The sequence below is a fragment of the Acinetobacter cumulans genome, from assembly GCF_003024525.3.
Lineage (GTDB): Bacteria > Pseudomonadota > Gammaproteobacteria > Pseudomonadales > Moraxellaceae > Acinetobacter > Acinetobacter cumulans.
Window position 1 is genome coordinate 2120865 of record NZ_CP035934.2, and the last position, 23958, is coordinate 2144822.

The following is a 23958-nucleotide window of genomic DNA, read 5'->3' on the forward strand; positions in this document are numbered from 1 at the left end:
TAACGCTCTTTTGAACAATTCTATTTTTTAATCAAGTGTATACTGTATCAGCAAATATTTTTATCTTTTTACTGATTATTCTTATTATTCTAATAATTTAAAAACCCCAAAACAATGACATAAGTCACATTTTTGAGGTTTTTTATGTATCTAAACGGTAAAGTCATCTCCAAGATAAACTTTACGAACAATTTCATTCTCTAGAATTTCAGTTGGCGAGCCTTCAGCAATCACTGCACCTTCGCTCACAATGTAAGCATGCTCACAAATTGCCAAAGTTTCACGTACATTATGATCCGTGATTAATACACCAATTCCACGGTCTTTTAAGGTGCGAATAATGTCTTTAATATCCCCCACCGAAATAGGGTCGACACCAGCAAATGGCTCATCCAATAGCATGAACTTTGGATCGGCTGCTAAAGCACGTGCAATTTCAGCACGACGACGCTCACCACCCGACACACTCATACCTAAAGAATCTTTAATATGCGTGATTTTGAAATCCGCCAAAAGCTCTTGTAAACGTTGCTGACGTTGTTGTTTATTCAGGTCTTTACGCGTTTCCAAAATCGCCATAATATTTTCAGAAATTGTCAATTTTCTAAAAATAGAAGCTTCTTGCGGTAAGTAACCAATTCCTTTACGAGCACGCTCATGCATGGCTAGATCAGACAGGTCTAAATCATCTAAATGAATTTCACCTTTGTCCATTCTTACTAGCCCGACCACCATGTAAAAGCTCGTGGTTTTACCTGCACCATTTGGCCCAAGCAGGCCAACAATTTGACCACTTTGCATATTGAAAGAAACGTCTTTTACCACCCAACGTTTGCTATAGTTTTTTGCTAAATGCTTAATGCATAAAGTCTGTACCTTATGAGCAGATTGATCCATTAATCACTTGCTCCTGGGAATGATTTAGCGCTTGATGGTGGAATCACAATTTTCACACGACCACCTTCAGAACCCGTTTTATTTGGGGTACCTTCGGCAACAATATCGCCTTTGTTCATGCTGTATTTGAGGTTAGCACCACGAATAGATGCACCTTCTTGCTCTAATAAAGCATTACCAGATAAGGTAATAATACCTGTTTCGGCATTATAAATAATTTTTTGCGCTTGGCCCTTTGCTAGGCCTTTTACTGGATCAGTCTTTTGTTGGAAATACGCTGGGCTACCTGTAGCCGTAATAGAGCTAATTTTGCGACCGCTATTGAGGTTGGCTACAATCGAGTTAGCCTGTAACTTCATTGTACCTTGCTCAATAATCACATTTCCTGAATAGGTGGTTACACCTGTTTTTTCATTAAAAGTTGCACGGTCTGCAACCAATGAAATTGGCTGATTACGGTCTGAAGGTAAAGCAAATGCGCCCACAGAAACGACAGCCAATGAACCTAATAACGCAACTCGCTTTAAGAATGCTGTTGATAATTTTGATTTAAGATTTAGGTTCATACTTTCCTCGAATATTAAAAAATTCGTACTGCCCATCATTTAGATTTGCTTTAAGTCCATTACTAACGAACTCAGCCTGTGGTGATTGCACCAAAACTTGTTTATTGGTTTCAATTTCACGGGTTTTAGGAAATGCCGTCAACTCATCAGTTGTAAATTGCATTTGCCCTTCAGCCATCAATTTTGTTGCCTTTACTTGATCTTTTAGCACAACTTTTTCATTGTCATTATAGCCATTGGCTGTTTTTGCAAAAAAAGTCGCGTCAACTTGACCATTGGTATAAGTAGAAGCATTTAAATTCGACAATTGTGCGGTTTTCTGTTGTACGTTTTGCTCAAGTCGATCGACTTGAGCACGGACATATAGCTTGCCGTTCTCATCGGTTTGTGTCAGATGAATATTGTCCGCAGAATAATTCATACTGCGTGAAGATTCAGCCTGAAGTTTATTGCCTTTACCACTGTAGTAGTAATAACCACCGCTTACAGCTGCAATTGCAATAGCAGTCACATATAAAAATTTTGTATCCATAAGCGGGGCATTTATCCACATTTAATGAATGTTTAGTTTATTAATTCGGGGCACTGGCATATTTTTCAAGTAGTTCTTGATAAACCCCTTTGGCTACCAACAACATATCGCAAATTTCACGTACTGCGCCACGACCGCCTGTTGCTTGTGTAACTAAATCAGCACGGCGACGAACTTCAACATGGCCATTCGGCACAGTGACTTTCATTCCAGCGATTGCAAAAGCAGACAAATCCGGCCAATCATCACCCATATACAAGCATTCTTGTGGGTCAAGATTCAGCTGTGCACATGCTTCACGTAGTGCCACGCCTTTATCTTCACGGCCTTGGTACACCAAGTCCACACCCAAATCAGACATACGCTTTTCAACGATATTGCTTTTACGGCCTGTAATGATGATGACTTTGATTCCAGCTTGCTGAACCAATTTCATGCCCAATCCGTCACGAATATCAAATGATTTCAGCTCATCACCTGTATTGGTGAGTGTTACAAAACCATCACTTAGAATTCCGTCTACATCTAGCACCAACGCACTTACATGACGCGCTTGCTCTAATAACACATAAGATGCCATTAATTAATTTACCCCAGCTTGAATCAAATCATGCATACCAATGACACCAATGACTTTATTTTCGTCATCCACAACAACAAATTGGTTAATTTTCTTCACATTCATTTGCTCAAGTGCTTCTACAGCACGCGCTTCTTTTGAAATCGTTGAAGGATGCTGAATCATAACCTCGGATACAGGTAAATTCACATCAAAACCTTGTTGTTTATCAATTAAACGACGCAAGTCACCATCTGTAAAAATACCCAACAACTTATCATTGGCATCAACAATTGTGGTTAAGCCTAAACGCTTATTTGAAATTTCATACAACACCTTATTCATTGGTGTTTCTGGTAATACTTTTGGTAACTCATCACCTGTATGCATTAAATGCTTTACATGTAACAACAAGCGCTTACCCAAAGCACCTGCAGGATGAGATCGTGCAAAATCATCTGAAGTGAAGCCACGTGCTTCAAGTAAGGCAACTGCTAAAGCATCACCCAATGCCAAAGTGGCAGTCGTGCTTGATGTCGGTGCTAAACCAAGTGGACATGCTTCTTGAATATCACCCAAAGTTAAAGCAACATCAGCATTTTGTGGCATTGGGCCACGGTCATGGCCTGAAATAGTAATAAGTGGTACGCCCACATGCTTAATCAATGGCATCAGCATCATAATTTCATCACTCTTGCCTGAGTATGAAATTGCAATGAGCACATCGCCTTTCACCAACATGCCTAAATCGCCATGACCCGCTTCACCAGGATGCATAAAAAATGAAGGTGTGCCTGTAGAGGCAAAAGTCGCAGCCATTTTACGGCCAATATGGCCTGACTTACCCATACCACTAATGACTAATCGGCCTTTACACTGCAAAATGATTTCACAGGCTTTGCTAAAGCGATCATCTATTTCATTCGCCAATACTTCTAGTGCATGGCGCTCGATGCTCAGTGTTTCTAGAGCTGTTTTCTGGAAATCAATTTGATTTGGCATATTTTGTGGATTCAAAGTCGGTTTACCTTTTTCACTCATTCCCAATAATCAGGTCTGAGTTGTTGTCATAAACTAAGAATAATTTTGGCTATTTTAGCATATCTCCTGAAATTGAACGTTTCTAAATGTTCAACTTTTAAGACTTCACACCTTGTTTTAACAATTTGACGCAAAAAAAAACCTTAGTCCGTAAGACTAAGGTTTTTTAAATTTTGGAGCGGGAAACGAGACTCGAACTCGCGACCCCAACCTTGGCAAGGTTGTGCTCTACCAACTGAGCTATTCCCGCAATATGGGAACGAATTATAGAGATTTTTTCATTACTGTCAACACTCTTTTCATTCGTTTGCTGAATTAATCAGCACGACGCCATACTGTACCTTGGCGTGTATCTTCCAATACAACCCCTTGATCTAGCAAAGATTGACGAATTTCATCTGCACGCGCAAATTCTTTTGCCTTTTTCGCATCAACACGTTGTTGAATTAAATCTGCAATTTGCTCTTCAGACAAACCTAATGCTTCTTGGCCAATATCAGACTTTAAAAACTCATCTACATTGTACTGTACTAGCCCCAACACATTGGTCAAATGACGTAAAGTTGCATAGTAGATTTCTGCTTGAGATGCATTTTCTTCTTTTACAGCAGTATTCAAGGCTTTGTTAATTTCAAACAATACCGCAATCGCTTCTGCTGTATTAAAGTCATCACGCATGGCAGCATTAAAACGCTCCACCAGTGCTTCATCTAAAGTTTCAACCAGTTTATCGCCATACAGCGCTTGATATGCTTTAAATGAATGGTAGAAACGTGTCAGCGTAGTTTTGGCTTCTTTAAGTGCAAAGTCTGAGAAATTCACAGGACTACGGTAGTGTGAAGACACAATAAAGTAGCGAATAACTTCAGGATGGAACTTATCCATCACATCACGAATAGTGAAGAAGTTGCCCAATGACTTCGACATTTTCTCGCCATCAACATTAATAAAACCTACATGCATCCAGTAGTTTACATACTGTTCACCCGTAGATGCTTCTGATTGTGCAATTTCATTTTCATGATGTGGGAAAGTTAAATCCGAACCACCACCATGAATATCAAAATGGTTGCCTAAGCAACAAGTCGACATTGCCGAACATTCAATATGCCAACCCGGACGACCATTGCCCCAAGGTGATGCCCAAGAAGGTTCATTTTCTTTGGCATGTTTCCAAAGTACAAAGTCAAACGGATGCTTTTTCTCAACTTCTACATCAACACGCTCAGATGCACCCGCTTGCATATCTTCAAGCTTACGACCAGATAAACGACCATATTTGGCAAATTTTTCAACTTCAAAATATACATCGCCATTTGCAGATGGATACGCTGTACCTTTATCAACCAAATTACCAATCATATTTTGCATTTGGTCAATGTAATCTGTCGCACGCGGTGCTTCATCTGGGTGTAAACAGCCTAGGTTTTCTGCATCTTCATTCATTGCTTGAATAAAGCGATCAGTTAGCGCCGTAATACTTTCGCCATTTTCATTGGCACGCTTAATAATTTTGTCGTCAATATCGGTAATGTTACGTACGTATTTTACATTCCATCCCTGACTGCGCAAAAAGCGAATAATATAGTCAAATGCAACCATCACCCGAGCGTGACCGATATGACAATAGTCGTATACAGTCATGCCGCATACATACATATCGATGTGACCTTCTTTACGAGGTACAAATTCAACTTTTTTACGTTGCTCTGAGTTATATAGAACAAAAGGTTGCATAGCTTTTCAAAATGCTTCTACGAAATGATGGCTCATCTTAACCTAAGCACTATTTTTCATAAAGTTTTCACAGAAAAAATAGTGACTAATTCTGCGAACTTTTTTTGGTTCGTTGTATATACCTTATAAATCAGCAACGGTTTAGCAAGATGTAAAATTGAATACTTATATCTCCACCCTAAATTTCAGCTTCAATTCAGCCATGCTGTGAATCCATTACTAAACCCTTTACGGCGCCAATGCATTTGAGCTAAAGACCATAAATCGAAATACGTGTTCAGTATTTTTAGACTTCATATCCTTAAGATTTGTATGGATTTTATGAGTGAATTTTTTATGCATTCTGTCGCTTAAAATCCGATTTCCTCCATTTTTCTCCACAGTTTTCAGCTAATCTTACGCAAAATTACATTTGGTATATCCAATAATGAAATGCATGCCAACATCATTTAAATATAGCGCACTCAGCTGTGCACTTTTTGCAGTTTCACCAGCACTTTGGGCTGTAGATGCAGAAGCAACTGCAACTCAGGCTACACCTGCACCTGTCCAGACTTTATCGACCATGACCTTTCAAGTGGCAAAAGCACCAGCCGTAGTGAAAGACCCTGATATTAGTGCTGTAGCCAAAACAGTGATTAGCCGTGAAGAAATGGAAAAATTTGGCGACCAAAGTGTGAATGATGCCTTGCGTCGTGCTGCAGGTTTTCAACTACCAAGTCCAGGTCAAGGCCCACGTGGCGGTAATGGCAGTATTCGTTTCCGTGGTGGCGGTGCACCTGTATTTTTAATTAATGGTGAGCCTGTACAAGGTGGCCCACGTGGCGGTATGTCTGTGGTCGACAGCATCACACCCGACATGATTGACCGCATTGAAATTGTGAAACAGCCAAGCGTAGCTCAAGCCTCTGTTGCTAGCTCTGCAGTGATTAATATTATTTTAAAACAGCCATTAAATGACACCCGTATCAGTGGCTCTGTTCGTGCGGGATATGGTTTAGCCAAGGCAAAAGGCAAAGAAGAAGAACGTAAAAATATTGGCATTCAAATGGATGGCCGTACAGATCCTTGGATGTATAGCTTATCTGCAAATAGTTCATGGAATGACACAACCTCTGTAAGCAAAACAACCAATGCAACAGGTACAACCACAACGCAAACACGCACGACCAACCGTAGCTCACAAATGCTTGCACCGCGTGGCGAATACCAAATTGATGATCAACAGAAACTGGTTGCTGAATTGTTCTATCGTAACAATGAAAGCGAAGGTAATGCTCAAGACCAAATTCAAAATGATAAAAACGACAGTATTCGTTTAAACACCCGCTATGAACGCAAAGATAAAGGTGATTCAGACAAAATCCGCCTATCTATAGAACAGCAAAATGAGACTGAGTCGACGCGCTCAAGCAAACGCCAAAGCTACATAGATGAGCAAATCAATGAATATGGTTTGGCTTATGATGGTGTACGTAAATTTAATGAAACCAAGCAAATTAAATTTGGTACGGACCTTCGAAGCAGTGAGCTTGACAGCAATATTGCACAAACCCTAGACGAACAGCGCTACGCACTTTATGCAGAAGGTAGTTGGAAGTTTACGGATCGCCAAACCCTTACTTTAGGCGCACGCCAAGAATGGATTAATCGTTCTGGCTTAGTAAGTTACAGCGACCAAAACCTTAGCCCCGTACTTGCACATCGCTTTGACTTCACGGAGCAATGGTCTTTACAAACCAATTTAAGCCAAGCTTTCCGTAGCCCAAGAGCTGAGCAATTAATGCCGACTGTTTCTGTCTCTACTGATGCTGATGCTGGCTCATTAAATAATCCTGACCAAGGTGGTAACCCACTCTTACGTCCAGAAAAAATCAGTGCTTACGAAACCACCCTGGGTTACAACACGCCCGCAGGTGGTGTGAATTTAACGGCCTACTATCGTCAAATTAGTGACTATATTGAAAATAGTATTCGTAGTGAAAATGCGCAAGGCGGTGTATGTACAACAGCAAATGATCCTAGTTGCCGTTTTGTACAACGCCCAACCAACCAAAACAATGCAACCACATACGGCGTTGAACTTGCAGGTCGTTACGCGCTTAAACAAACTGATAATGGGCATTCATTCATGTTAAATGCACAATTATCAACTGTTCGTGCCGAAATTGAAGAGGAAAATGGTGCCAAACGCTTAGCCAGTGATGTTGCGCCCTATACGGCAAGTACAGGTGTTTCGTATAACTATCAACCTTGGCGAGTTTCTAGTAGCTTAAACCTCAACTACACACCTGAGTACACACGCCTACTGAATAACAGCAGTAATGCAGAAAACTACAACCGTACCCGTAATGAACGGGTCAAGGTAGACTTAAGCTTTACTAAGCGTTTTGATAACAACTGGTCAGCTTCATTAAATGCACGTAATATCTTTAGCACAGATTATAAAGAACGCTTAGTGAAAGTAAGTGACGGTAGCTTATATCAAGCACGTTTAAATGAATCTATTCCAAGCTATATGCTAACTGTAGAGAAAAAATTCTAATCCTTATCATATTTAAACCTATAAAAAAACCGGCATTTGATATGCCGGTTTTTTTATAGGATAGGACAATAGTTGAAAATATATAGTGATAAATAAAAATCAGTTAAGGATCAATTTTAATATGCTTGAGTAAAGATGCAATGCGTGCTGTATGTGCTTTATTACCACGCTTTTCCATAACAACTGTTTCTAAACGCCACAAATATTCAAAAATTTCTGATTCACTCACCTCAGACTTTATGAGCATAAAAATTTTAGGTAAGAATTCGTCGTATTCATCACACATAGCAGGTCGTGATCCAATACCAAGCGGATCCCAATCCTTTAATAAAATTTTATGAATCGCATGCAACAAGCTCGCATCGCGATTCTGCTCAACCTCTCTTCGCATACTATTTTCTCTAGGTTTTATTATACTATTCATATATTTATTAATTCACCTTAAGTCAATCTTAAGATATGAAATTATGCGTTCATATTAACAGTTGCAATTTTAATTCCAATTCGCTTGTTTGACATCAAAAGTATACTTTTTCGCCACTTCATGTATTTAAAATACATATACACTTGTGCTTAATTTTTAATATTTGTAAAACCCTATAAAAATTGTGCCATTTTTCAAGTCAGTGCAACTCCTTCACGACATAATGCATTCGTCATACATAAAATCACACATACATAGATGCTTACACTTTTTATTTTTAGCCGAGCACGTTACATTATTCACCTCTCCTATTCATGTAGATAACACCATGAGTAACGTATTTTCAGACACTATTTATGCCATCCAACACCTTGCCTTTGAAGACCTCGGTAGTTTTGAAGACGTCTGCTATCAATTGGGTTATCGCGTACGTTATTTTGAAGCAGGTGTAGATGACCTACGTAAAGCACTAGAACATGAAGGCCTAACCATTATTTTAGGTGGTCCTATTGGTGTATACGAAACTGAGAATTATCCTTTCTTACAACAAGAAATAGACTTACTCAAAGTTCGTTTGGAAAAAAATCTACCTACTTTAGGGATTTGTTTAGGTGCTCAGTTAATTGCACATGCTTTGGGTGCAAAAGTATATGCGGGACATAGCAAAGAAATCGGCTGGTCTACACTCTCCATCCATCCTACTGAAAATAATCTCTTAGCACCCTTAGCCCATCAGCCCGTATTACATTGGCATGGTGATACGTTTGACTTACCCCCACAGGCAACTTTGCTTGCAAGTTCTGAACTTTACCCAAACCAAGCCTTTGCAGTTGGCTCACAAATTTTAGCATTACAGTTTCATTTGGAAGTACTCAGTAACAGCTTAGAAAAATGGCTGATTGGTCATACTGCCGAATTAACTCAGGCCAAAATCAATATTCCTGCACTACGCCAAGAGAATATTGCTCACGCGCCACAGTTAGAAGTTATTGCAAGTCGTATATTTAGCCAATGGCTTCAAGCACTCAATCCGAATACTTAATCGCTCTAATTCAGATATCACGCTTCAACTTAGTCTTGTTTTAAATTTAGTCTTGTCTTCACCTTTTATAGGTGGAGCAAGAATATGATGCTCGACTTCTAAAATTGCAACTTCAGCATAACGCAATTCAACAAATACTTTATTTTTCTTCTTAAAGCGCCTATAACTTCAACAACCTTAAATCATAAGACGAACAACCATGACTGCGCTCATTAGTATTGCCCTTATTCATCTATTTGCATTAATGAGTCCTGGGCCTGATTTTTTCTTTGTCACGCAAAGTGCTATTCGTCAATCACGATCACATGCTCTTTGTGCTGCGCTCGGTATTGCTTTAAGTATTCTGGTTTGGTCCATTTGCGCGGTGAGTGGTTTACATTATTTATTTCAAAAAATAGGCTGGCTTCAACAAGTGCTCATGGTCTGCGGGGGCATTTATCTCTGTTACTTAGGCTATCAATTATTAAAGTCAGCATTTAAACCAGCAATAAGCACACCTGCACAACACACCGCAACAAATGCCCTAAAATCACGTAAAAAATTACTTCTACAAGGCTTTTTAACCAACATGGCCAATCCCAAAGCTTTGGTGTACTTTAGCAGTGTATTTGCCCTTGCAATTAATACTGACGCCACACTACTTCAACAAAGCTCCGTACTGGCATTAATCTTTTTTGAAAGCTTATTGTGGTTTGCATTAGTTGCAGTCTTGTTTTCTACATCTAAAATTAATCATTACTATCAAAAAATAAGTCAGAAAATTGATGGCATTACTGGCGGAATATTTATTAGCTTTGGTTGCATGCTCATTTTAAATCGTGATTAAGCTAAACAACGCCCCCGTATTCCAATAAAAAAAGCACCTCTATAATGAGGTGCTTTTTAATGCTCAGACACTGTAATGAGACATTTACATCAAGCTTTATTTTGTGGCAGGTACAGAAGCTTCAGTTGTAATGTTTACAGTAATTTTGTCACCTACGTTTGGTACGTATGCACCCACACCAAAGGCAGAGCGATTAAATGAAGTTGTTGCGTTAAATCCAATAGATTCAGCTTTTGTCATAGGATGTACGCCTTGTTTATTCAATACAGCGTCCAGCACTACAGGCTTAGTTACATCTTTAATGGTTAAGTTACCTGTAATTTTGTATTTGTTTTTACCTAAAGCCTGTACTTTCGTACTTTTAAAAGTGATGTTTGGATATTTTTCAGCATTAAAGAAATCCGCTGTTTTTAAATGTTCATCCAAAGCTTTCACGTTAGTATTTAAGCTAGACAATGGAATAGTTACATCGACAGATGAATTTGCAGGTTTTGCATTATCTACGTTAATCGTACCTTGAATATCACTAAAGTTTGCAGATGGTGTAGAAAAACCAAAGTGATTCCAATTAAATACAGTTGCCGTATGTGTTGGATCAATTTGATATGCTACAGGCTTTGCCATAGAAAAAGTTGCAACAGATGCAAGTGCTAAACCTACTGTTAATGCTTTGATGTTCATGTTTTTATCTCACTTAAGAATACAAATCAGTTTATACAGTTCTGCTAAAAATACACTGTTAAAGATAAAACGTTTTGTTGCATGTTTAGAACGATACATTTGTAAAAATTGACTATTTTCAGCATTCCGCTGGCGCTATTGTTTGACTATAGCCACATTGAACTAAAACACAGATTTACCATTTTCAAACACTTCAAATTAAAAAAAAATGCAACAATCTTTATAATTAATAAATATTTAGCATTTATTTTCCTAATTTTAGGATACTGTTGCTTGCAATCGCCCCTTTTTTGCTTATCTATAATGACTAAAATAATTTCACTACCTGAATAAATAAAGTTGATTTCCTATGTCAGAAAATTTACAAGCAATTAAAAAAGCCTTAAGCACAAAACAACCCAAAGATGTCGTTTTAGCCTTTTTACTTAACACATCAAAAGAACTGGTAGCCGATGCAACAGCACAGCTGGTCGCTGAAGATGCCGATTATGTTTCTTTAAATTTTAGTAACCCTGAACTAAAACAAATTGAACCTTGGGCTGGCTCTTACCAAGGCCGTGATGTTTATATTTATACTTTTGCAAATGTAGGGACTTATTGGCAAATTGATGATTTTCAAATTACCGACATGCTCGCTGAAGGTGAAACAGTAGCAGTATTTGGGCAGTTTACCTGCACATCCGTATATGCAAAACGCACCTTCACCTCACCATTTTCAATTAAAGCAATTGTCAAAGATGGCCTGATTACTTATTTCCAATTCATGGAAGACACTTATTCTTCTGCATCTTCCTTCCGTGTTGCTGGTGAATGGACCATCCAACAAGATGCCGATCCTGCAAAAAACTTTAAAGTTTCAGAAAAATCTAAAAGCGAATAAAATCCACATCGACATCTAAGCCACATTAAATGAATGTTTGGTGCGATTTAAAGATATTCACCCTGTAGATAAATGGTCAGACTAAAAATCATTTTTAGCTGGCCACTCAATTTAATCGATATTGAATAAACCCTGTTTTGCGTGCAATCTGATCATAAAGCTTTTGTGCAACGTCATTGTCTTGATGGGTTAACCAATACACACGATCACATTGTCTTTGCTTTGTATAAGCATGTACCTGCTCAATCAAAGCTTTAGCAATTCCCTGACCGCGTTGCTCATTCAACACAAATAGATCTTGTAAATACGCATAGGGTTGTATGGTCCAACAGCTGTCATGTTCAATCACATGCACCAAGCCCACTGCTTCATGGTCTAAATAAGCCACAAAGCCATAGATGTGTTCTTGCTTCGGATCAGTTAACTTCTGCCAAGTATTTAGGCTGAGCTCCTCAGTCAACTGTACTTGATAAAATTGTTGATAGCCTTGCCAAAGTTGCAACCAATCTGAATATTGAATGCCCGCCGACGATAATGCCTGAATATTGAATGTACTCACGATCTACTCTTTTGAATGCTCTATGTTTTTTATAAACAAAATATGCACATAAAAAAAGCTTTATTCTCCTTAAAAGAACAAAGCTTTTTTAGCACCGCATTCAAAACTTAAAGCTTTTCAATCAAGATGCGATCAATCTGTTTTAAACCTGTGGTTTTTTCATGATTTTTACGACGTACCTTAATAATTTTTTCTTCAGCCATATCCTGTAACAACAGCTCAACTGCAACCATGGCTTCTAATGGAAGGTCTTGACCAATCCATTTCTGCTCACCTGCATCCATTAAAGTGATCTCATCACTGATTTGCTCATATAAACTCATCTCTATCTCACTTCTTCGTTTTGCCTATGTATGGGTAAACTTTTGACAGCAATGTAATCAGCCCTGCTGTAAAGTTCAAAAATAAAAGACGCTCTCAATTGAGAGCGTCTTTTAAAGACTGTTTAATAACAGGTATTAAGCAGTGATTTCTTTAACTGCCGCAACAACAGCATCAGTAGTGATACCGAAGTGTTTGTACAAGTCTTTTGCAGGTGCAGATTCACCGTAAGTTGTCATACCAATTACGCGACCATCTAGACCAACAAATTTCCACCAGTAGTCAACATGTGCTGCTTCTACAGCAACACGAGCACGAATCGTTGCTGGAAGAACTGCTTCACGGTAAGCTACATCTTGCTTCACAAACTCTTCAGCACATGGCATAGATACTACACGTACACCTTCGAGCTGTGCGTATGCTTCCATTGCCAATGATACTTCTGAACCAGTTGCAATAATAATTGCTTTAAGTTCGCCTTTTTCCTTCGCAAGGATATAACCACCTTTAGCCACGTCAGCAATTTGATCCGCTGTACGTGTTTGGAATGGTAAATTTTGACGAGAGAAAATTAACGCTGTTGGGCCTTCACTACGTAACAATGCAGATTTCCAAGAAATAGAAGCTTCTACAGTGTCACATGGGCGCCATGTGTTGAGGTTAGGCGTACCACGTAAAGATGCAATTTGCTCTACAGGTTGATGTGTAGGACCATCTTCACCAAGACCAATTGAGTCATGTGTGTATACATGGATCACACGTTGCTTCATTAATGCAGACATACGTACTGCATTACGCGCATATTCCATAAACATTAAGAATGTAGCTACGTAAGGAACGAAGCCACCATGAAGCGCAACACCGTTAGCAATCGCAGTCATACCAAATTCACGTACGCCGTAGTGTACGTAGTTACCTGCTGGATTGTCTTGAACGCCTTGAGCGCCTTTCCAAAGTGTAAGGTTAGAGCCTGCTAAATCTGCAGAACCACCTAAAATTTCAGGAAGTAATGGTGCAAATGCTTGGATCGCATTTTGGCTTGCTTTACGTGTAGCAATCGTTTCTGCTTTAGCATTCACTTCTGCAATGTAAGCATCCGCTTGTGCTGCAAAGTCAGCAGGAAGATCACCAGATAGACGGCGTTTAAGTTCTGCAGCTTCTGTTGGGTATTTCGCAGCATAAGCAACAAATGTTTCATTCCAAGCAGACTCAGAAGCAGAACCTTTTGCTTTAGCATCCCAAGCTGCATATACGTCAGCAGGAATTTCAAATGGACCTTCTGTCCAACCTAAAGCTTCACGTGTTAACGCGATTTCGTCATTACCAAGCGGCGCACCGTGGCAATCTTCTTTACCTTGTTTGTTTGGAGAACCTAAACCAATCACTGTTTTACAAATAATGATGGTTGGTTTTTTAGTTTCAGCTTTCGCTTCCAAAGTTGCTGCACGAAGCGCATCTGCATCATGACCATCAACTTTAAGCACTTGCCAGCCGTAAGCCAAGAAGCGTTGCTCTGTATCGTCAGAGAACCAGCCTTCTACTTCGCCATCAATTGAGATGCCGTTGTCATCATAGTAAGCAACAAGTTTACCTAGACCTAAAGTACCAGCCAATGAACATGCTTCGTGAGAAACACCTTCCATTAAGCAACCATCACCCAAGAAACAGTAAGTGAAGTGATCTACAACAGCGATGTCATCTTTGTTAAATTGCGCAGCTAAAGTTTTTTCAGCTAAAGCAAAACCTACAGCATTGGCAATACCTTGGCCAAGTGGACCAGTCGTTGTTTCAATACCAGGTGCATAACCAAGCTCTGGGTGACCCGGAGTTTTAGAGTGCAATTGACGGAATGCTTTTAAGTCATCAATTGAAAGATCATAGCCAGTCAAATGCAATAAAGCATACTGAAGCATAGAACCATGGCCATTAGACAATACAAAACGGTCACGGTTAGCCCATTGTGGGTTGCTAGGATTGTGATTTAAAAACTCACGCCATACAACGTCAGCAATATCTGCCATCCCCATTGGCGCGCCTGGATGGCCTGAATTCGCTTTTTGCACAGCATCCATTGCCAATACACGAATTGCGTTTGCAACTCGACGTTCATTAAGTGGGGTCGTCATAGGTCAGCGTCCAAATAAATCTAAAAGAAACTAGAAAAGTGAATAGAAATTCAAAACTGTGTATATTGTCTTAAAAAATAGCTAAGGGGTAAAGCCTCAAGCCCGAGTTTTCGCTATTAATTCGTAATGAAATCATTTTTTGCACAATTATCCAGCACATACCGCCTTAAAATTTTCTATATTTTTATAATCTTGCGATATATGTTTTGCATCTAAAACTGCAAAAATATATTTAAGATGACATGAATCTTCAGTTGCACTCTGGTAAACGCCACAAAAAAATCAAAACAAATACTTAAAATACAATATCTTAATCAAAAGATGAATTTTATTCATGTTTATAATTCAAAAATGAATTTTCATAGAAAAACTTAACAACATTACACTCATCCAATTACAAAATATGATTACATCCTCTTGTTTTCAAACAACTTAAACACATTAGCACAGCAACAAATCAGCCTATGAAAGTCTTAAAGGCCAAAAAAAACCTTGAATTATAGTCAGCACTTTACATGAATGAACGTATAAAATTTCAGCTACTTACATCTAATAAAGATAGCGTTATCACTTTTTTTAATGACCATATCAAATAAAACACCAATAAATTGAAATAAATTCATTCATTTTGGTCGACATGCGCTAGTCCTAAGACTGAAGTCGATGTAACATATTGCGTCTTTTAAATTAACTGTGATAGGACTTATGCGCGAGTACGCTGTATTTACCTCGGAATCTGTAAGCGAAGGCCATCCAGATAAAATGGCTGACCAAATCAGTGATGCTATTTTGGATGCGATCTTAAAAGAAGACCCTTATGCGCGGGTCGCTTGTGAAACGCTTGTAAAAACTGGTGCGGTCGTACTTGCTGGTGAAATCACAACGACTGCAAACGTCGACTTTGAAGCGATTGTCCGCAACACTGTAAATGGTATCGGCTACCATCATTCAGATCTTGGCTTCGATGGCTCAACTTGTGCTGTCATCAATATGATTGGTAAACAATCACCTGAAATTGCACAAGGTGTAGACCGCCAAAAACCTGAAGATCAAGGTGCTGGTGACCAAGGTTTAATGTTTGGCTATGCTAGCCGTGAAACAGATGTATTAATGCCTGCGCCAATTTCATACGCGCATCGCTTAATGGAAAAACAAGCAGAGTTACGTAAGCAAGGTACACTTTCTTGGTTACGCCCAGATGCGAAAAGCCAAGTAACTTTTGCCTATGAAAATGGCAAGCCTGTACGCTTAGATGCTGTTGTGCTTTCTACTCAGCATGACCCTTCAATTACTCAAGCACAGCTAAAAGAAGCTGTAATTGAAGAAATTGTGAAAAAAGTAATCCCAGCGGACATGTTCCATGCGGGTACTAAATTCCACATCAACCCAACAGGCATGTTCGTGATTGGCGGCCCTGTAGGTGACTGTGGTTTAACTGGCCGTAAAATTATTGTAGATACTTACGGCGGTATGGCTCGTCACGGTGGTGGTGCTTTCTCTGGTAAAGATCCATCTAAAGTTGACCGCTCTGCTGCATACGCTGGTCGTTATGTTGCTAAAAACATTGTGGCTGCTGGTCTTGCAGACAAATGTGAAATCCAAGTGTCTTATGCAATTGGTGTTGCTGAGCCAACTTCTATTTCTATCAACACATTCAACACTGCAAAAGTATCTGAAGATTTGATTATTGCATTGGTACGTGAACACTTCGACTTGCGTCCATACGGTATTACTCGCATGTTGAACTTGATTCAACCAATGTATCAACAAACTGCATCTTATGGCCACTTTGGTCGTGAAGGTTCTGATACAGCATTTACTTGGGAAAAAACAGATAAAGCTGAAGCGCTTAAAGCAGCTGCTGGTCTTTAATTGTAAATTTCTCGTTAAAAAAGCCTGCGCCATGCAGGCTTTTTTATTGTTCAATTTTTAATATGTCAATTTAACCCTCTCAACTATTGACTTAAATTTACGCAAATATTATTAATAAGTATCTAAAATATATAAATAATAATTTCATGCCATTTCCAGTAGAATACAAATTTATAAACACTGCCGAGGAACAATTAGGATTTAAATTTCCTGAAAAATATAAAGCAAAAATGCAAATTGAAAATGGTGGCGAATTCGCGATCAGCTTATCTGATGAAGACGAATATGAAGATGGTGACCATATTGAAGCATGGTGGCTTTTTCCCTTTCACGACACCAGTGATGTAAAACGAATTAAGCGTACTATGGAACATCTTGTCGCAGAGCATACATCCACTCTAGAAATTGAAGACTTCCCAGAAAACAGTGTTGCAATTGCGCATAATGGCGATGGTGATTACTTGTTAATGCGAGCTAATGAAGATTCACAATTGGGAGAAGAAATTTACTTATGGCGCCATGAAGACGCTGAATTTATCTACCTTCTAGCACCTTCAATTGAAGAGCTGATGCCAAGTTAAGAAAATTATTTGAGCCATCAATAATATTTCAAATATTAAAAGGCATATTGGTAAAAATTACACTTAATCAACAATTTTTGATCGATTTATAAACAGCCTTTCAGCTAATATATGTTCAGCCCATGCTACGGGTATAACAAAAAAAGGAAACTGTACAATGAATAAATTATTAGTTGCTCTAGGTTTAGCTGCCACTGTTGCACTTGTTGGCTGTAACAAAGACAAAGCTCCTGAAACTGGTGCTACAACGGGTGAACACCTTGAAAACGCCGCTGACCAAGCTGGCCATGATATCGCCAATGCAACATCAGAAGCAGCAACTGCGACTGCAACTGCTGTAGACAATGCAGCGACTGCGACAGCTGATGCCGCAAACAATGCCGCAAATCACGCTGAAGCCGCTGCACATGATGCAAAAGAAGCAGCGAAAGATGCGACTGCTGCAACAGCTGGTGCCGTTGAACAAGGTGCTGCAGACGTTAAAGAAAAAGCACAGCAATAATTTTATTGCATCCAACAAAGCCCTCTACATGAGGGCTTTGTTTTGTCTTCAAAAATATCACTACACGGCTCTTACAGCATCATTATCCCTAAGGAATCAAAGGCCTGTTGCTATTGACCATTTTACTTTGTCGATCTACTCACACAGGCTATACTCCTTAACAGAACAATATTTAACTTAAGGGAGCATGTGTTATGCCTTCGTCTCATCATATAGAACAACATTATATGCAACGTACAGGCTGGTTACGTGCGTCTGTATTGGGCGCAAATGACGGCATTATTTCTGTGACAAGCTTAATTATGGGCATGGCAGCCAGTGGCGCTTCCACACAAACTTTGCTCATTACCTGTATTGCGGGTCTAATTTCGGGTGCGACCTCTATGGCTGCAGGCGAATATATTTCAGTGAAATCTCAAGAAGACATTGAAAAAGCTGACCTTGCTATGGAGCATCGTGAATTACAACGTAATCCAGAGCTAGAGCTCAAAGAACTTACTCACATTTATATTGCTCGTGGCTTAACACCAGAGCTGGCGCATGATGTTGCCGTGCAACTTACTGCTCAGAATGCTTTAGAAGCGCATGCGCGTGACGAAATTGGTATTAACGATAATACGGCAGCTAAACCTTTATTGGCTGCAGGCTCATCAGCTTTGGCATTTTCAATTGGGGCTTTATTTCCCATGTTGTCTATTTTGCTAAGCTCGGAGCAATATGTCGCTCAAACAGTCATGGTTGTAGGTGTAGTTTCATTGGCTTTACTGGGTGCACTTTCAAGCTATGCTGCGGGTACATCGCTACTTAAAGGCAGTATGCGCGTATGTATTTGGGGCATTATTGCCATGCTTTTCTCCAGCTGGATTGGTTCTCTCTTTAATGTCACACCGCTATAGCATTTCTTACATATAATTTTTACTAATATAATAATTCAAATATACACATAGTATATTTATATATATTGTCCCTTGAGGGCTGTTAACTTTTATACAATAGCCCTGATTTTTTATTTTTAATTTAATCTCCTATGTCTGTTATTGCTGCACCTGCAAATCGATCAAATGTATCGGTTTGGGTGTCTTTTATTCTTTTAATTTTAGGTACGATCGGTGCCTATCAAGTGGTTGGCGTTAAACAAGCCCTCCTTTTCCTTATTGGTGGCGCGCTTGGTATGACGCTTTACCATGCTTCATTTGGCTTTACTTCGAGCTGGCGTGTATTTATTAAAGAACGTCGTGGCCGTGGTTTACGTGCACAAATGATCATGTTGTCTTTAGCCGTGTTGCTCTTTTTCCCTGCTTTAGGTGCGGGTGAGTTATTTGGCACGCCAGTCAAAGGTAATGTAAACCCTGTTTCTATGTCTGTCATGATTGGTGCTTTTATCTTTGGTATTGGCATGCAATTGGGTGGTGGCTGTGCATCAGGTACGCTTTATACTGTCGGCTCAGGCAGTATGCGCATGATTGTGACGCTGATCTTCTTCTGCACAGGCTCACTGATTGCAACCTCGCATATTGATTGGTGGTTTAACCTGCCGCATTTAGCTCCAATTTCTATTGTGACCAGCTTAGGTGTTGCCCCTGCTCTCTTCATCAACTTTGTATTATTTGCACTCATTGCTGTTGCAACAGTGTATTTTGAAAAGAAACGTCACGGTAGTTTAGAGCTTGAACCTGTAAGCCAAAACCATGGCTGGAAGCGTTTTATTCGTGGCCCATGGCCATTAATTTGGGGCGGTATTATTTTAACCCTCCTCAACTTTGCAACCTTGGCGCTTGCAGGTCGTCCTTGGGGTGTGACCTCTGCACTTGCAGTGTGGGCTGCCAAATCTGCAAGTGTTATGGGCATTGATGTTGCGTCATGGAACTACTGGCAACAACCTGCCAATGCAAAAGCCTTAGCCGAATCATTGTGGTTTGATATTACCTCTATGATGAACTTTGGCATTATGATTGGTGCATTATTGGCAGCTAGCCTTGCGGGTAAATTCGCTCCTAACTTTAATATTCCAAAGCGCTCACTTGCTGCTGCAGTAATTGGTGGTTTAATGTTGGGCTATGGTGCACGCTTAGCATACGGCTGTAACATTGGTGCGTACTTCAGTGGTATTGCATCGGGCAGTTTACATGGTTGGTTATGGCTGATCTTTGCTTTTATTGGTAATGGTATTGGTGTAAAACTACGTCCAATCTTTTTCCCTGGTGAACGTCCGCAACCTGAAAAACTCACAGGCTGTTAATACGCTTCATGAAAAAAAGACCATCAATATGGTCTTTTTTTTATTGCGCTTTATCATTATGCGTTTGGACTTAAAGCAGCTCTTAAATTGCAACCAAAGCCCATAATTTGCTGTGCTTGCTTATAGCTACTGTAGTCAGTTAAAGCAAATGCATAAAAAGCATCTGCATTGGCAAAGTGTGGTGCTAATGCTGTCTGAGATTGATGCTTTAATTGTATTTGATCTAACCACTGTAAATTAAAATGCCCAACGCGATAAAGCTCATTAAAATAAGCATTCATGAGCTGACAGTATTCTTCTTTCACAGGTTTAAGCGAGGTTGCACTCACCGCATGCAAATGCAAGGTACTCAAATTCGTGACATCTAAAGGTGATTGATCTGAAAATGCGATATTTTGCTGTTGCTTCAATTGCTGATAATCAGATGCCAATTGAGTATTTAAGGCATCAATCTTTTGTTGCAAACTTGCCACATCAGTCACAGCATAATCAGTGGCTTTGACTTCTACAGATGGCTTTTGATCGGCAGTGCAAGCACTGAGCATTAAGCTGGACATAATGCTCAAAGCAAGGACAAACTTCATAAATGCACTCTTTGGTCTAAAACTTTAAAACAGCCCATATTATGCATAAAATCCGAATTAAAGCGATTTCTCATTCATGTATCGCCAATAGCGTTTTGGTACATACTGCACATGCAGTCGCATATTTTTACGCGCTTCAATATTTACACTTCTAAAATAATCTTTCCAGAGCTGGTCGTATAACAGCTCATCATCGTCGAGTTGCACACTAAAAGCCTGACTATGTCCCAGCTGTAGATTTGTGTCTACCTCATACGCATTCATCTGTATCTGATGCACATCTTTTAAATCATAATAAATGCCGTACTTACGCTTTTCATCATAAATGAGCCATTGCTGATCTTGGTAACGACGGCAAAAATGTCGTTCAATTAAAGGTAAAACATTAAAATCTGGCGAAATCAGACTCAAATACAAGCCATCTTGGCATTTTTTAAAGCGTACAAATGCCTCCATGCGATGCTTTTCACGACCAACTTGCTTGGCCCATTGTGAAATACCCAACACATCGGCATGGCCATAATCCTGATCTACTAGACGCTGTGACTGAAAGACATAAACTGCAAAATTAAAACAATGCTGAAATGCTTCATCTTGCTCTGAGAGAAAGCTGTAATAAAAATTCCGCAGTGCTTGTGCTGAAAGCTTTTGTTTTAAACCCTGCCAGACCCGTTGCCCATGTTCCTCATTGGATGGAACCTCAACAAACTCATCAAATAAGCCTGACTGAGGCAGCTGTCCAGCGGTCAGTTGTACACTAAATTCCTTAAACTCAAACGCGCGAAATACGCAGCTCAATAGCCCAGTCATCGTTCCATCAAATTGATAGACCGCCATGTTTAGAACCCAAAACCAAGCTGAGGTGACAATTGCTGCGTATATTTAGAATTGCCCATCTGCAAAATCTGATTGCGAATTTGGCTGGGTGTTTGGTCACGTTGAAACTTTGGCGTATCTACACAGCGGATAAAATGTTGCGCACGATTGTAAGACACACCCATACGCTTTAACTGGTCAATATGAATTTGCCCAAAGCGTCTTGCCTGTACTATTTTTTTAGCTGAACGTACGCCAATTCCCGGTACACGCATTATCATGCGGTAATCCGCACGGTTAATATCAATAGGAAATTGCTCTGGATGACGAAGCGCCCAGCTCAATTTCGGATCTACATCTAAATCCAAATTTGGATGAGCATCATCTACTATTTCAGATGCATCAAAGCCGTAAAATCGCATGAGCCAATCACTTTGATACAAGCGGTTTTCACGGAGCAATGGCGGTGCAGAACCTACCATTGGTAGCGCCTTTTCTTGTTCATTAATTGGAATATAGCCCGAAAAATACACGCGTTTTAGCTTAAATTCTTTATAGTGCCGATCCGCCATCATAATAATATCTTGATCCGTTTCTTGCGCAGCACCTACCACCATTTGCGTGGTCTGACCTGCAGGAACAAACTGTGGCACAGTCCGAATAATTTTCCGTTCATCTTTCAGTTCGATTAAACGGTCACGCACAATTCCTAAATCTTTTTGTACTTCTGCATGGCTTTTTTCGGGTGCAAATTGCTGTAAGCCTGCTTCGGTCGGCATTTCCAAATTAATACTCATGCGGTCCACATATAAACCAGCCTCTGTAATAATTTCTTTAGACGCACCCGGAATCGTTTTCAGATGAATATAGCCGTTGAAGTTTTCTTCTAAGCGCAATTTCTTGACCACTTGTAGCATACGCTCCATAGTATGGTCGGCTGACTTAAAAATACCCGAACTTAAAAATAGCCCTTCAATATAATTACGACGATAAAAGTTGATGGTTAAATCCACAACTTCTTGCACGGTAAAGGCTGCCCGTTGCACATCATTGGAACGACGCGACACACAGTAGGCACAGTCAAAAATACACACATTGGTAAATAAGATTTTGAGTAATGACACACAGCGACCATCTTCGGTATAACTATGGCAAATACCATTACCTGTATTACCAAGACCGCGGTCTTTATTTTGGCGTTTGCTTCCACTGGATGAACACGACACATCATATTTAGCCGCATCTGCCAATATTTGCAATTTTTCACGAATACGTTCAGACATAGGAGAAATTCAGCGTAAATTATCAAGTACAACTAAATTATAAGCTGCCCATCATTAGGAAAAGTATGATTGAGATGCCTACACGTCACAGCATGTCGTTTAAAATCCTCTGCACATTTTTTCTTTTTATCTACTGCTATTTATAAACAAAATGCCGAATATGATTTGCATAAAACCTAGGCCTTCGGCAAAGTAAAAATATAATGAGGAGAAAACTTAAATGAATGTATTAGAAAATTTAGCCATTAAACACCCCATTTTTTTATCTCCAATGGCAGGTGTTTCCACACCCACTTTGGTTGCTGAGGTATCTAATCAAGGGGGCTTAGGTGCACTTGGTCTAGGGGCAAGCAGTGTTGATGTAGCCAAGCAACAAATCTTAGCGACTCAAGCCTTAACTGATCATTCTTTTCAGGTCAATTTCTTTTGCCATCAATCGCAAGCATTTAATCTGCAACGCTCCCAAGCGTGGATTGACTATATACGCCCACAATTCGAACAATACGGCGCAGTCGCACCCACACAGCTCGATTGTATTTATCCCAGTTTTTTAGATCACGATGATTTTTTACAGCTTGTACTCGAAACACGTCCCAAAGCCGTCAGTTTTCACTTTGGCATTCCGTATCCCCATCAGATTCAAGCCTTAAAAGAAGCAGGCATTATCACGATGGTAACTGCAACCAACTTAATTGAAGCACGCGCAATTGAAGCGGCAGGCATTGATATCATTATTGCTCAGGGTATTGAAGCGGGTGGGCATCGTGGCATATTCAACCCAAGTTTTGACAGTAGCATTCAAACCAGTGACTTAGTACAATTACTGAAAAAACACTGCAATCTTCCAATTGTTGCAACAGGTGGCATTATGACAGGCCAAGATGCTAAATATATGCTGAAATTAGGTGCAGATGCCGTGCAACTCGGGACCGCATTTGTACAATGCAAAAGCTCGAATGCCAATGAAGCCTATCGTAAAGCATTATTTGATCAGCCTATTACGCAAATAACAACAAGCATATCGGGTCGACCTGCACGTGGATTAATTAATCATTGGCATAGTCAAATTGATACGCCTGAGCGCCCAATAGTTGCCGACTACCCTTATGCTTATGATTTAGCGAAACAGCTCCATCAACTTGCGTCACAACATGGTGATCATGGTTTTGGAGCATTTTGGGCGGGAAGCCAAGTTGCGAAAATTCGTGCCCTAGAAGCACCAGACTTAATAAATCAATTGGTTTTAGAAATGAATTTTAACGCAGACTAAATGCTCGTTTTTTTGAATAAGCCACTCCTCTTTGTTATCCAAAAGTAATATTATGTTGCTATATGTAAATCATAT

Annotated in this window: 24 protein-coding genes and 1 tRNA gene; 10 read left to right on the forward strand and 15 right to left on the reverse strand. The window is 39.7% G+C overall.

Annotated features, from left to right (window positions below; all coding sequences use genetic code 11):
• Positions 1-150: 150 nt before the first annotated feature.
• From lptB to cysS, 7 genes are all read right to left on the reverse strand, one after another.
• Positions 151-897, reverse strand: a complete 747-nt coding sequence (lptB, locus tag C9E88_RS10070) for an LPS export ABC transporter ATP-binding protein (protein ID WP_106985446.1) — start codon at positions 895-897, stop codon at positions 151-153.
• Entirely contained in the window at positions 897-1463 is a 567-nt protein-coding gene (lptA, locus tag C9E88_RS10075; RefSeq protein WP_106985445.1) for a lipopolysaccharide transport periplasmic protein LptA, read from the reverse strand. The genes lptB and lptA overlap by 1 nt, the downstream gene beginning before the upstream one ends.
• Complete coding sequence (lptC, locus tag C9E88_RS10080) at positions 1447-1995, reverse strand: LPS export ABC transporter periplasmic protein LptC (protein ID WP_106985444.1); 549 nt, start codon at positions 1993-1995, stop codon at positions 1447-1449. The genes lptA and lptC overlap by 17 nt, the downstream gene beginning before the upstream one ends.
• Positions 1996-2035: 40 nt before the next feature.
• Positions 2036-2575 (reverse strand): KdsC family phosphatase, encoded by a 540-nt coding sequence (locus C9E88_RS10085; protein WP_106985443.1) that lies wholly within the window; start codon positions 2573-2575, stop codon positions 2036-2038.
• Between the two features lie 3 nt (positions 2576-2578).
• Positions 2579-3556 (reverse strand): KpsF/GutQ family sugar-phosphate isomerase, encoded by a 978-nt coding sequence (locus C9E88_RS10090; RefSeq protein ID WP_106985468.1) that lies wholly within the window; start codon positions 3554-3556, stop codon positions 2579-2581.
• A 213-nt stretch (positions 3557-3769) separates the two neighbouring features.
• Positions 3770-3845 (reverse strand) — tRNA-Gly (locus C9E88_RS10095).
• Positions 3846-3910: 65 nt separating this feature from the next.
• Positions 3911-5332, reverse strand: coding sequence for a cysteine--tRNA ligase (cysS, locus tag C9E88_RS10100; RefSeq protein ID WP_106985442.1), 1422 nt, complete (start codon positions 5330-5332; stop codon positions 3911-3913).
• 427 nt (positions 5333-5759) lie between these two features.
• Here cysS and C9E88_RS10105 point away from each other — a divergent pair, with 427 nt between their 5' ends.
• Entirely contained in the window at positions 5760-7877 is a 2118-nt protein-coding gene (locus C9E88_RS10105; protein ID WP_106985441.1) for a TonB-dependent receptor plug domain-containing protein, read from the forward strand.
• Positions 7878-7980: 103 nt separating this feature from the next.
• Here the strand turns inward: C9E88_RS10105 and C9E88_RS10110 are convergent, their stop codons facing one another.
• Positions 7981-8268 (reverse strand): hypothetical protein, encoded by a 288-nt coding sequence (locus tag C9E88_RS10110; RefSeq protein ID WP_106985440.1) that lies wholly within the window; start codon positions 8266-8268, stop codon positions 7981-7983.
• Between the two features lie 361 nt (positions 8269-8629).
• Here C9E88_RS10110 and C9E88_RS10115 point away from each other — a divergent pair, with 361 nt between their 5' ends.
• Together C9E88_RS10115 and C9E88_RS10120 are read left to right on the forward strand one after the other, a co-directional pair.
• Positions 8630-9343, forward strand: coding sequence for a glutamine amidotransferase (locus C9E88_RS10115; RefSeq protein WP_106985439.1), 714 nt, complete (start codon positions 8630-8632; stop codon positions 9341-9343).
• A 199-nt stretch (positions 9344-9542) separates the two neighbouring features.
• Positions 9543-10169 (forward strand): LysE family transporter, encoded by a 627-nt coding sequence (locus tag C9E88_RS10120; RefSeq protein WP_106985438.1) that lies wholly within the window; start codon positions 9543-9545, stop codon positions 10167-10169.
• A gap of 96 nt (positions 10170-10265) precedes the next feature.
• On the opposite strand, the gene C9E88_RS10125 is transcribed toward C9E88_RS10120, so the two are convergent.
• Positions 10266-10850, reverse strand: a complete 585-nt coding sequence (locus tag C9E88_RS10125; protein ID WP_106985437.1) for a YceI family protein — start codon at positions 10848-10850, stop codon at positions 10266-10268.
• Between the two features lie 349 nt (positions 10851-11199).
• On the opposite strand from C9E88_RS10125, the gene C9E88_RS17835 reads away from it, so the two are divergent.
• Positions 11200-11730, forward strand: coding sequence for a nuclear transport factor 2 family protein (locus C9E88_RS17835; protein ID WP_171406261.1), 531 nt, complete (start codon positions 11200-11202; stop codon positions 11728-11730).
• 106 nt (positions 11731-11836) lie between these two features.
• Here the strand turns inward: C9E88_RS17835 and C9E88_RS10135 are convergent, their stop codons facing one another.
• The 3 genes from C9E88_RS10135 to tkt all read right to left on the reverse strand — a co-directional run bounded on the left by C9E88_RS10135 (position 11837) and on the right by tkt (position 14736).
• On the reverse strand, positions 11837-12289 hold the full coding sequence (locus C9E88_RS10135) for a GNAT family N-acetyltransferase (RefSeq protein WP_171356318.1): 453 nt from the start codon (positions 12287-12289) through the stop codon (positions 11837-11839).
• Positions 12290-12396: 107 nt separating this feature from the next.
• Complete coding sequence (locus C9E88_RS10140) at positions 12397-12612, reverse strand: hypothetical protein (RefSeq protein ID WP_106985436.1); 216 nt, start codon at positions 12610-12612, stop codon at positions 12397-12399.
• Between the two features lie 135 nt (positions 12613-12747).
• Positions 12748-14736 (reverse strand): transketolase, encoded by a 1989-nt coding sequence (tkt, locus tag C9E88_RS10145; protein WP_106985435.1) that lies wholly within the window; start codon positions 14734-14736, stop codon positions 12748-12750.
• A 705-nt stretch (positions 14737-15441) separates the two neighbouring features.
• Here tkt and metK point away from each other — a divergent pair.
• From metK to C9E88_RS10170, 5 genes are all read left to right on the forward strand, one after another.
• Entirely contained in the window at positions 15442-16608 is a 1167-nt protein-coding gene (metK, locus tag C9E88_RS10150) for a methionine adenosyltransferase (RefSeq protein WP_106985434.1), read from the forward strand.
• Positions 16609-16754: 146 nt separating this feature from the next.
• Positions 16755-17189: an SMI1/KNR4 family protein gene (locus C9E88_RS10155; protein ID WP_106985433.1), complete on the forward strand. Its 435-nt coding sequence runs from the start codon at positions 16755-16757 to the stop codon at positions 17187-17189.
• Between the two features lie 157 nt (positions 17190-17346).
• Positions 17347-17691, forward strand: coding sequence for a hypothetical protein (locus C9E88_RS10160; RefSeq protein ID WP_106985432.1), 345 nt, complete (start codon positions 17347-17349; stop codon positions 17689-17691).
• Between the two features lie 194 nt (positions 17692-17885).
• Positions 17886-18587, forward strand: coding sequence for a VIT1/CCC1 transporter family protein (locus C9E88_RS10165; RefSeq protein ID WP_106985431.1), 702 nt, complete (start codon positions 17886-17888; stop codon positions 18585-18587).
• A 131-nt stretch (positions 18588-18718) separates the two neighbouring features.
• A complete protein-coding gene (locus tag C9E88_RS10170; RefSeq protein ID WP_106985430.1) occupies positions 18719-19930 on the forward strand; it encodes a YeeE/YedE family protein in 1212 nt (403 codons plus the stop codon).
• A gap of 56 nt (positions 19931-19986) precedes the next feature.
• Here C9E88_RS10170 and C9E88_RS10175 read toward each other — a convergent pair whose 3' ends face one another.
• From C9E88_RS10175 to C9E88_RS10185, 3 genes are read right to left on the reverse strand one after another with little or no spacing between them, the layout of a single operon-like run.
• On the reverse strand, positions 19987-20514 hold the full coding sequence (locus tag C9E88_RS10175; protein WP_106985429.1) for a hypothetical protein: 528 nt from the start codon (positions 20512-20514) through the stop codon (positions 19987-19989).
• Positions 20515-20571: 57 nt separating this feature from the next.
• The gene (locus tag C9E88_RS10180; protein WP_106985428.1) at positions 20572-21351 is read right to left on the reverse strand and encodes a TIGR03915 family putative DNA repair protein; all 780 of its coding nucleotides are present in this window, start codon (positions 21349-21351) and stop codon (positions 20572-20574) included.
• A 2-nt stretch (positions 21352-21353) separates the two neighbouring features.
• Positions 21354-22613, reverse strand: coding sequence for a putative DNA modification/repair radical SAM protein (locus C9E88_RS10185; RefSeq protein WP_106985427.1), 1260 nt, complete (start codon positions 22611-22613; stop codon positions 21354-21356).
• A gap of 220 nt (positions 22614-22833) precedes the next feature.
• Here C9E88_RS10185 and C9E88_RS10190 point away from each other — a divergent pair, with 220 nt between their 5' ends.
• Positions 22834-23883, forward strand: coding sequence for an NAD(P)H-dependent flavin oxidoreductase (locus C9E88_RS10190; protein ID WP_106985426.1), 1050 nt, complete (start codon positions 22834-22836; stop codon positions 23881-23883).
• The last annotated feature ends 75 nt before the right edge of the window (positions 23884-23958 follow it).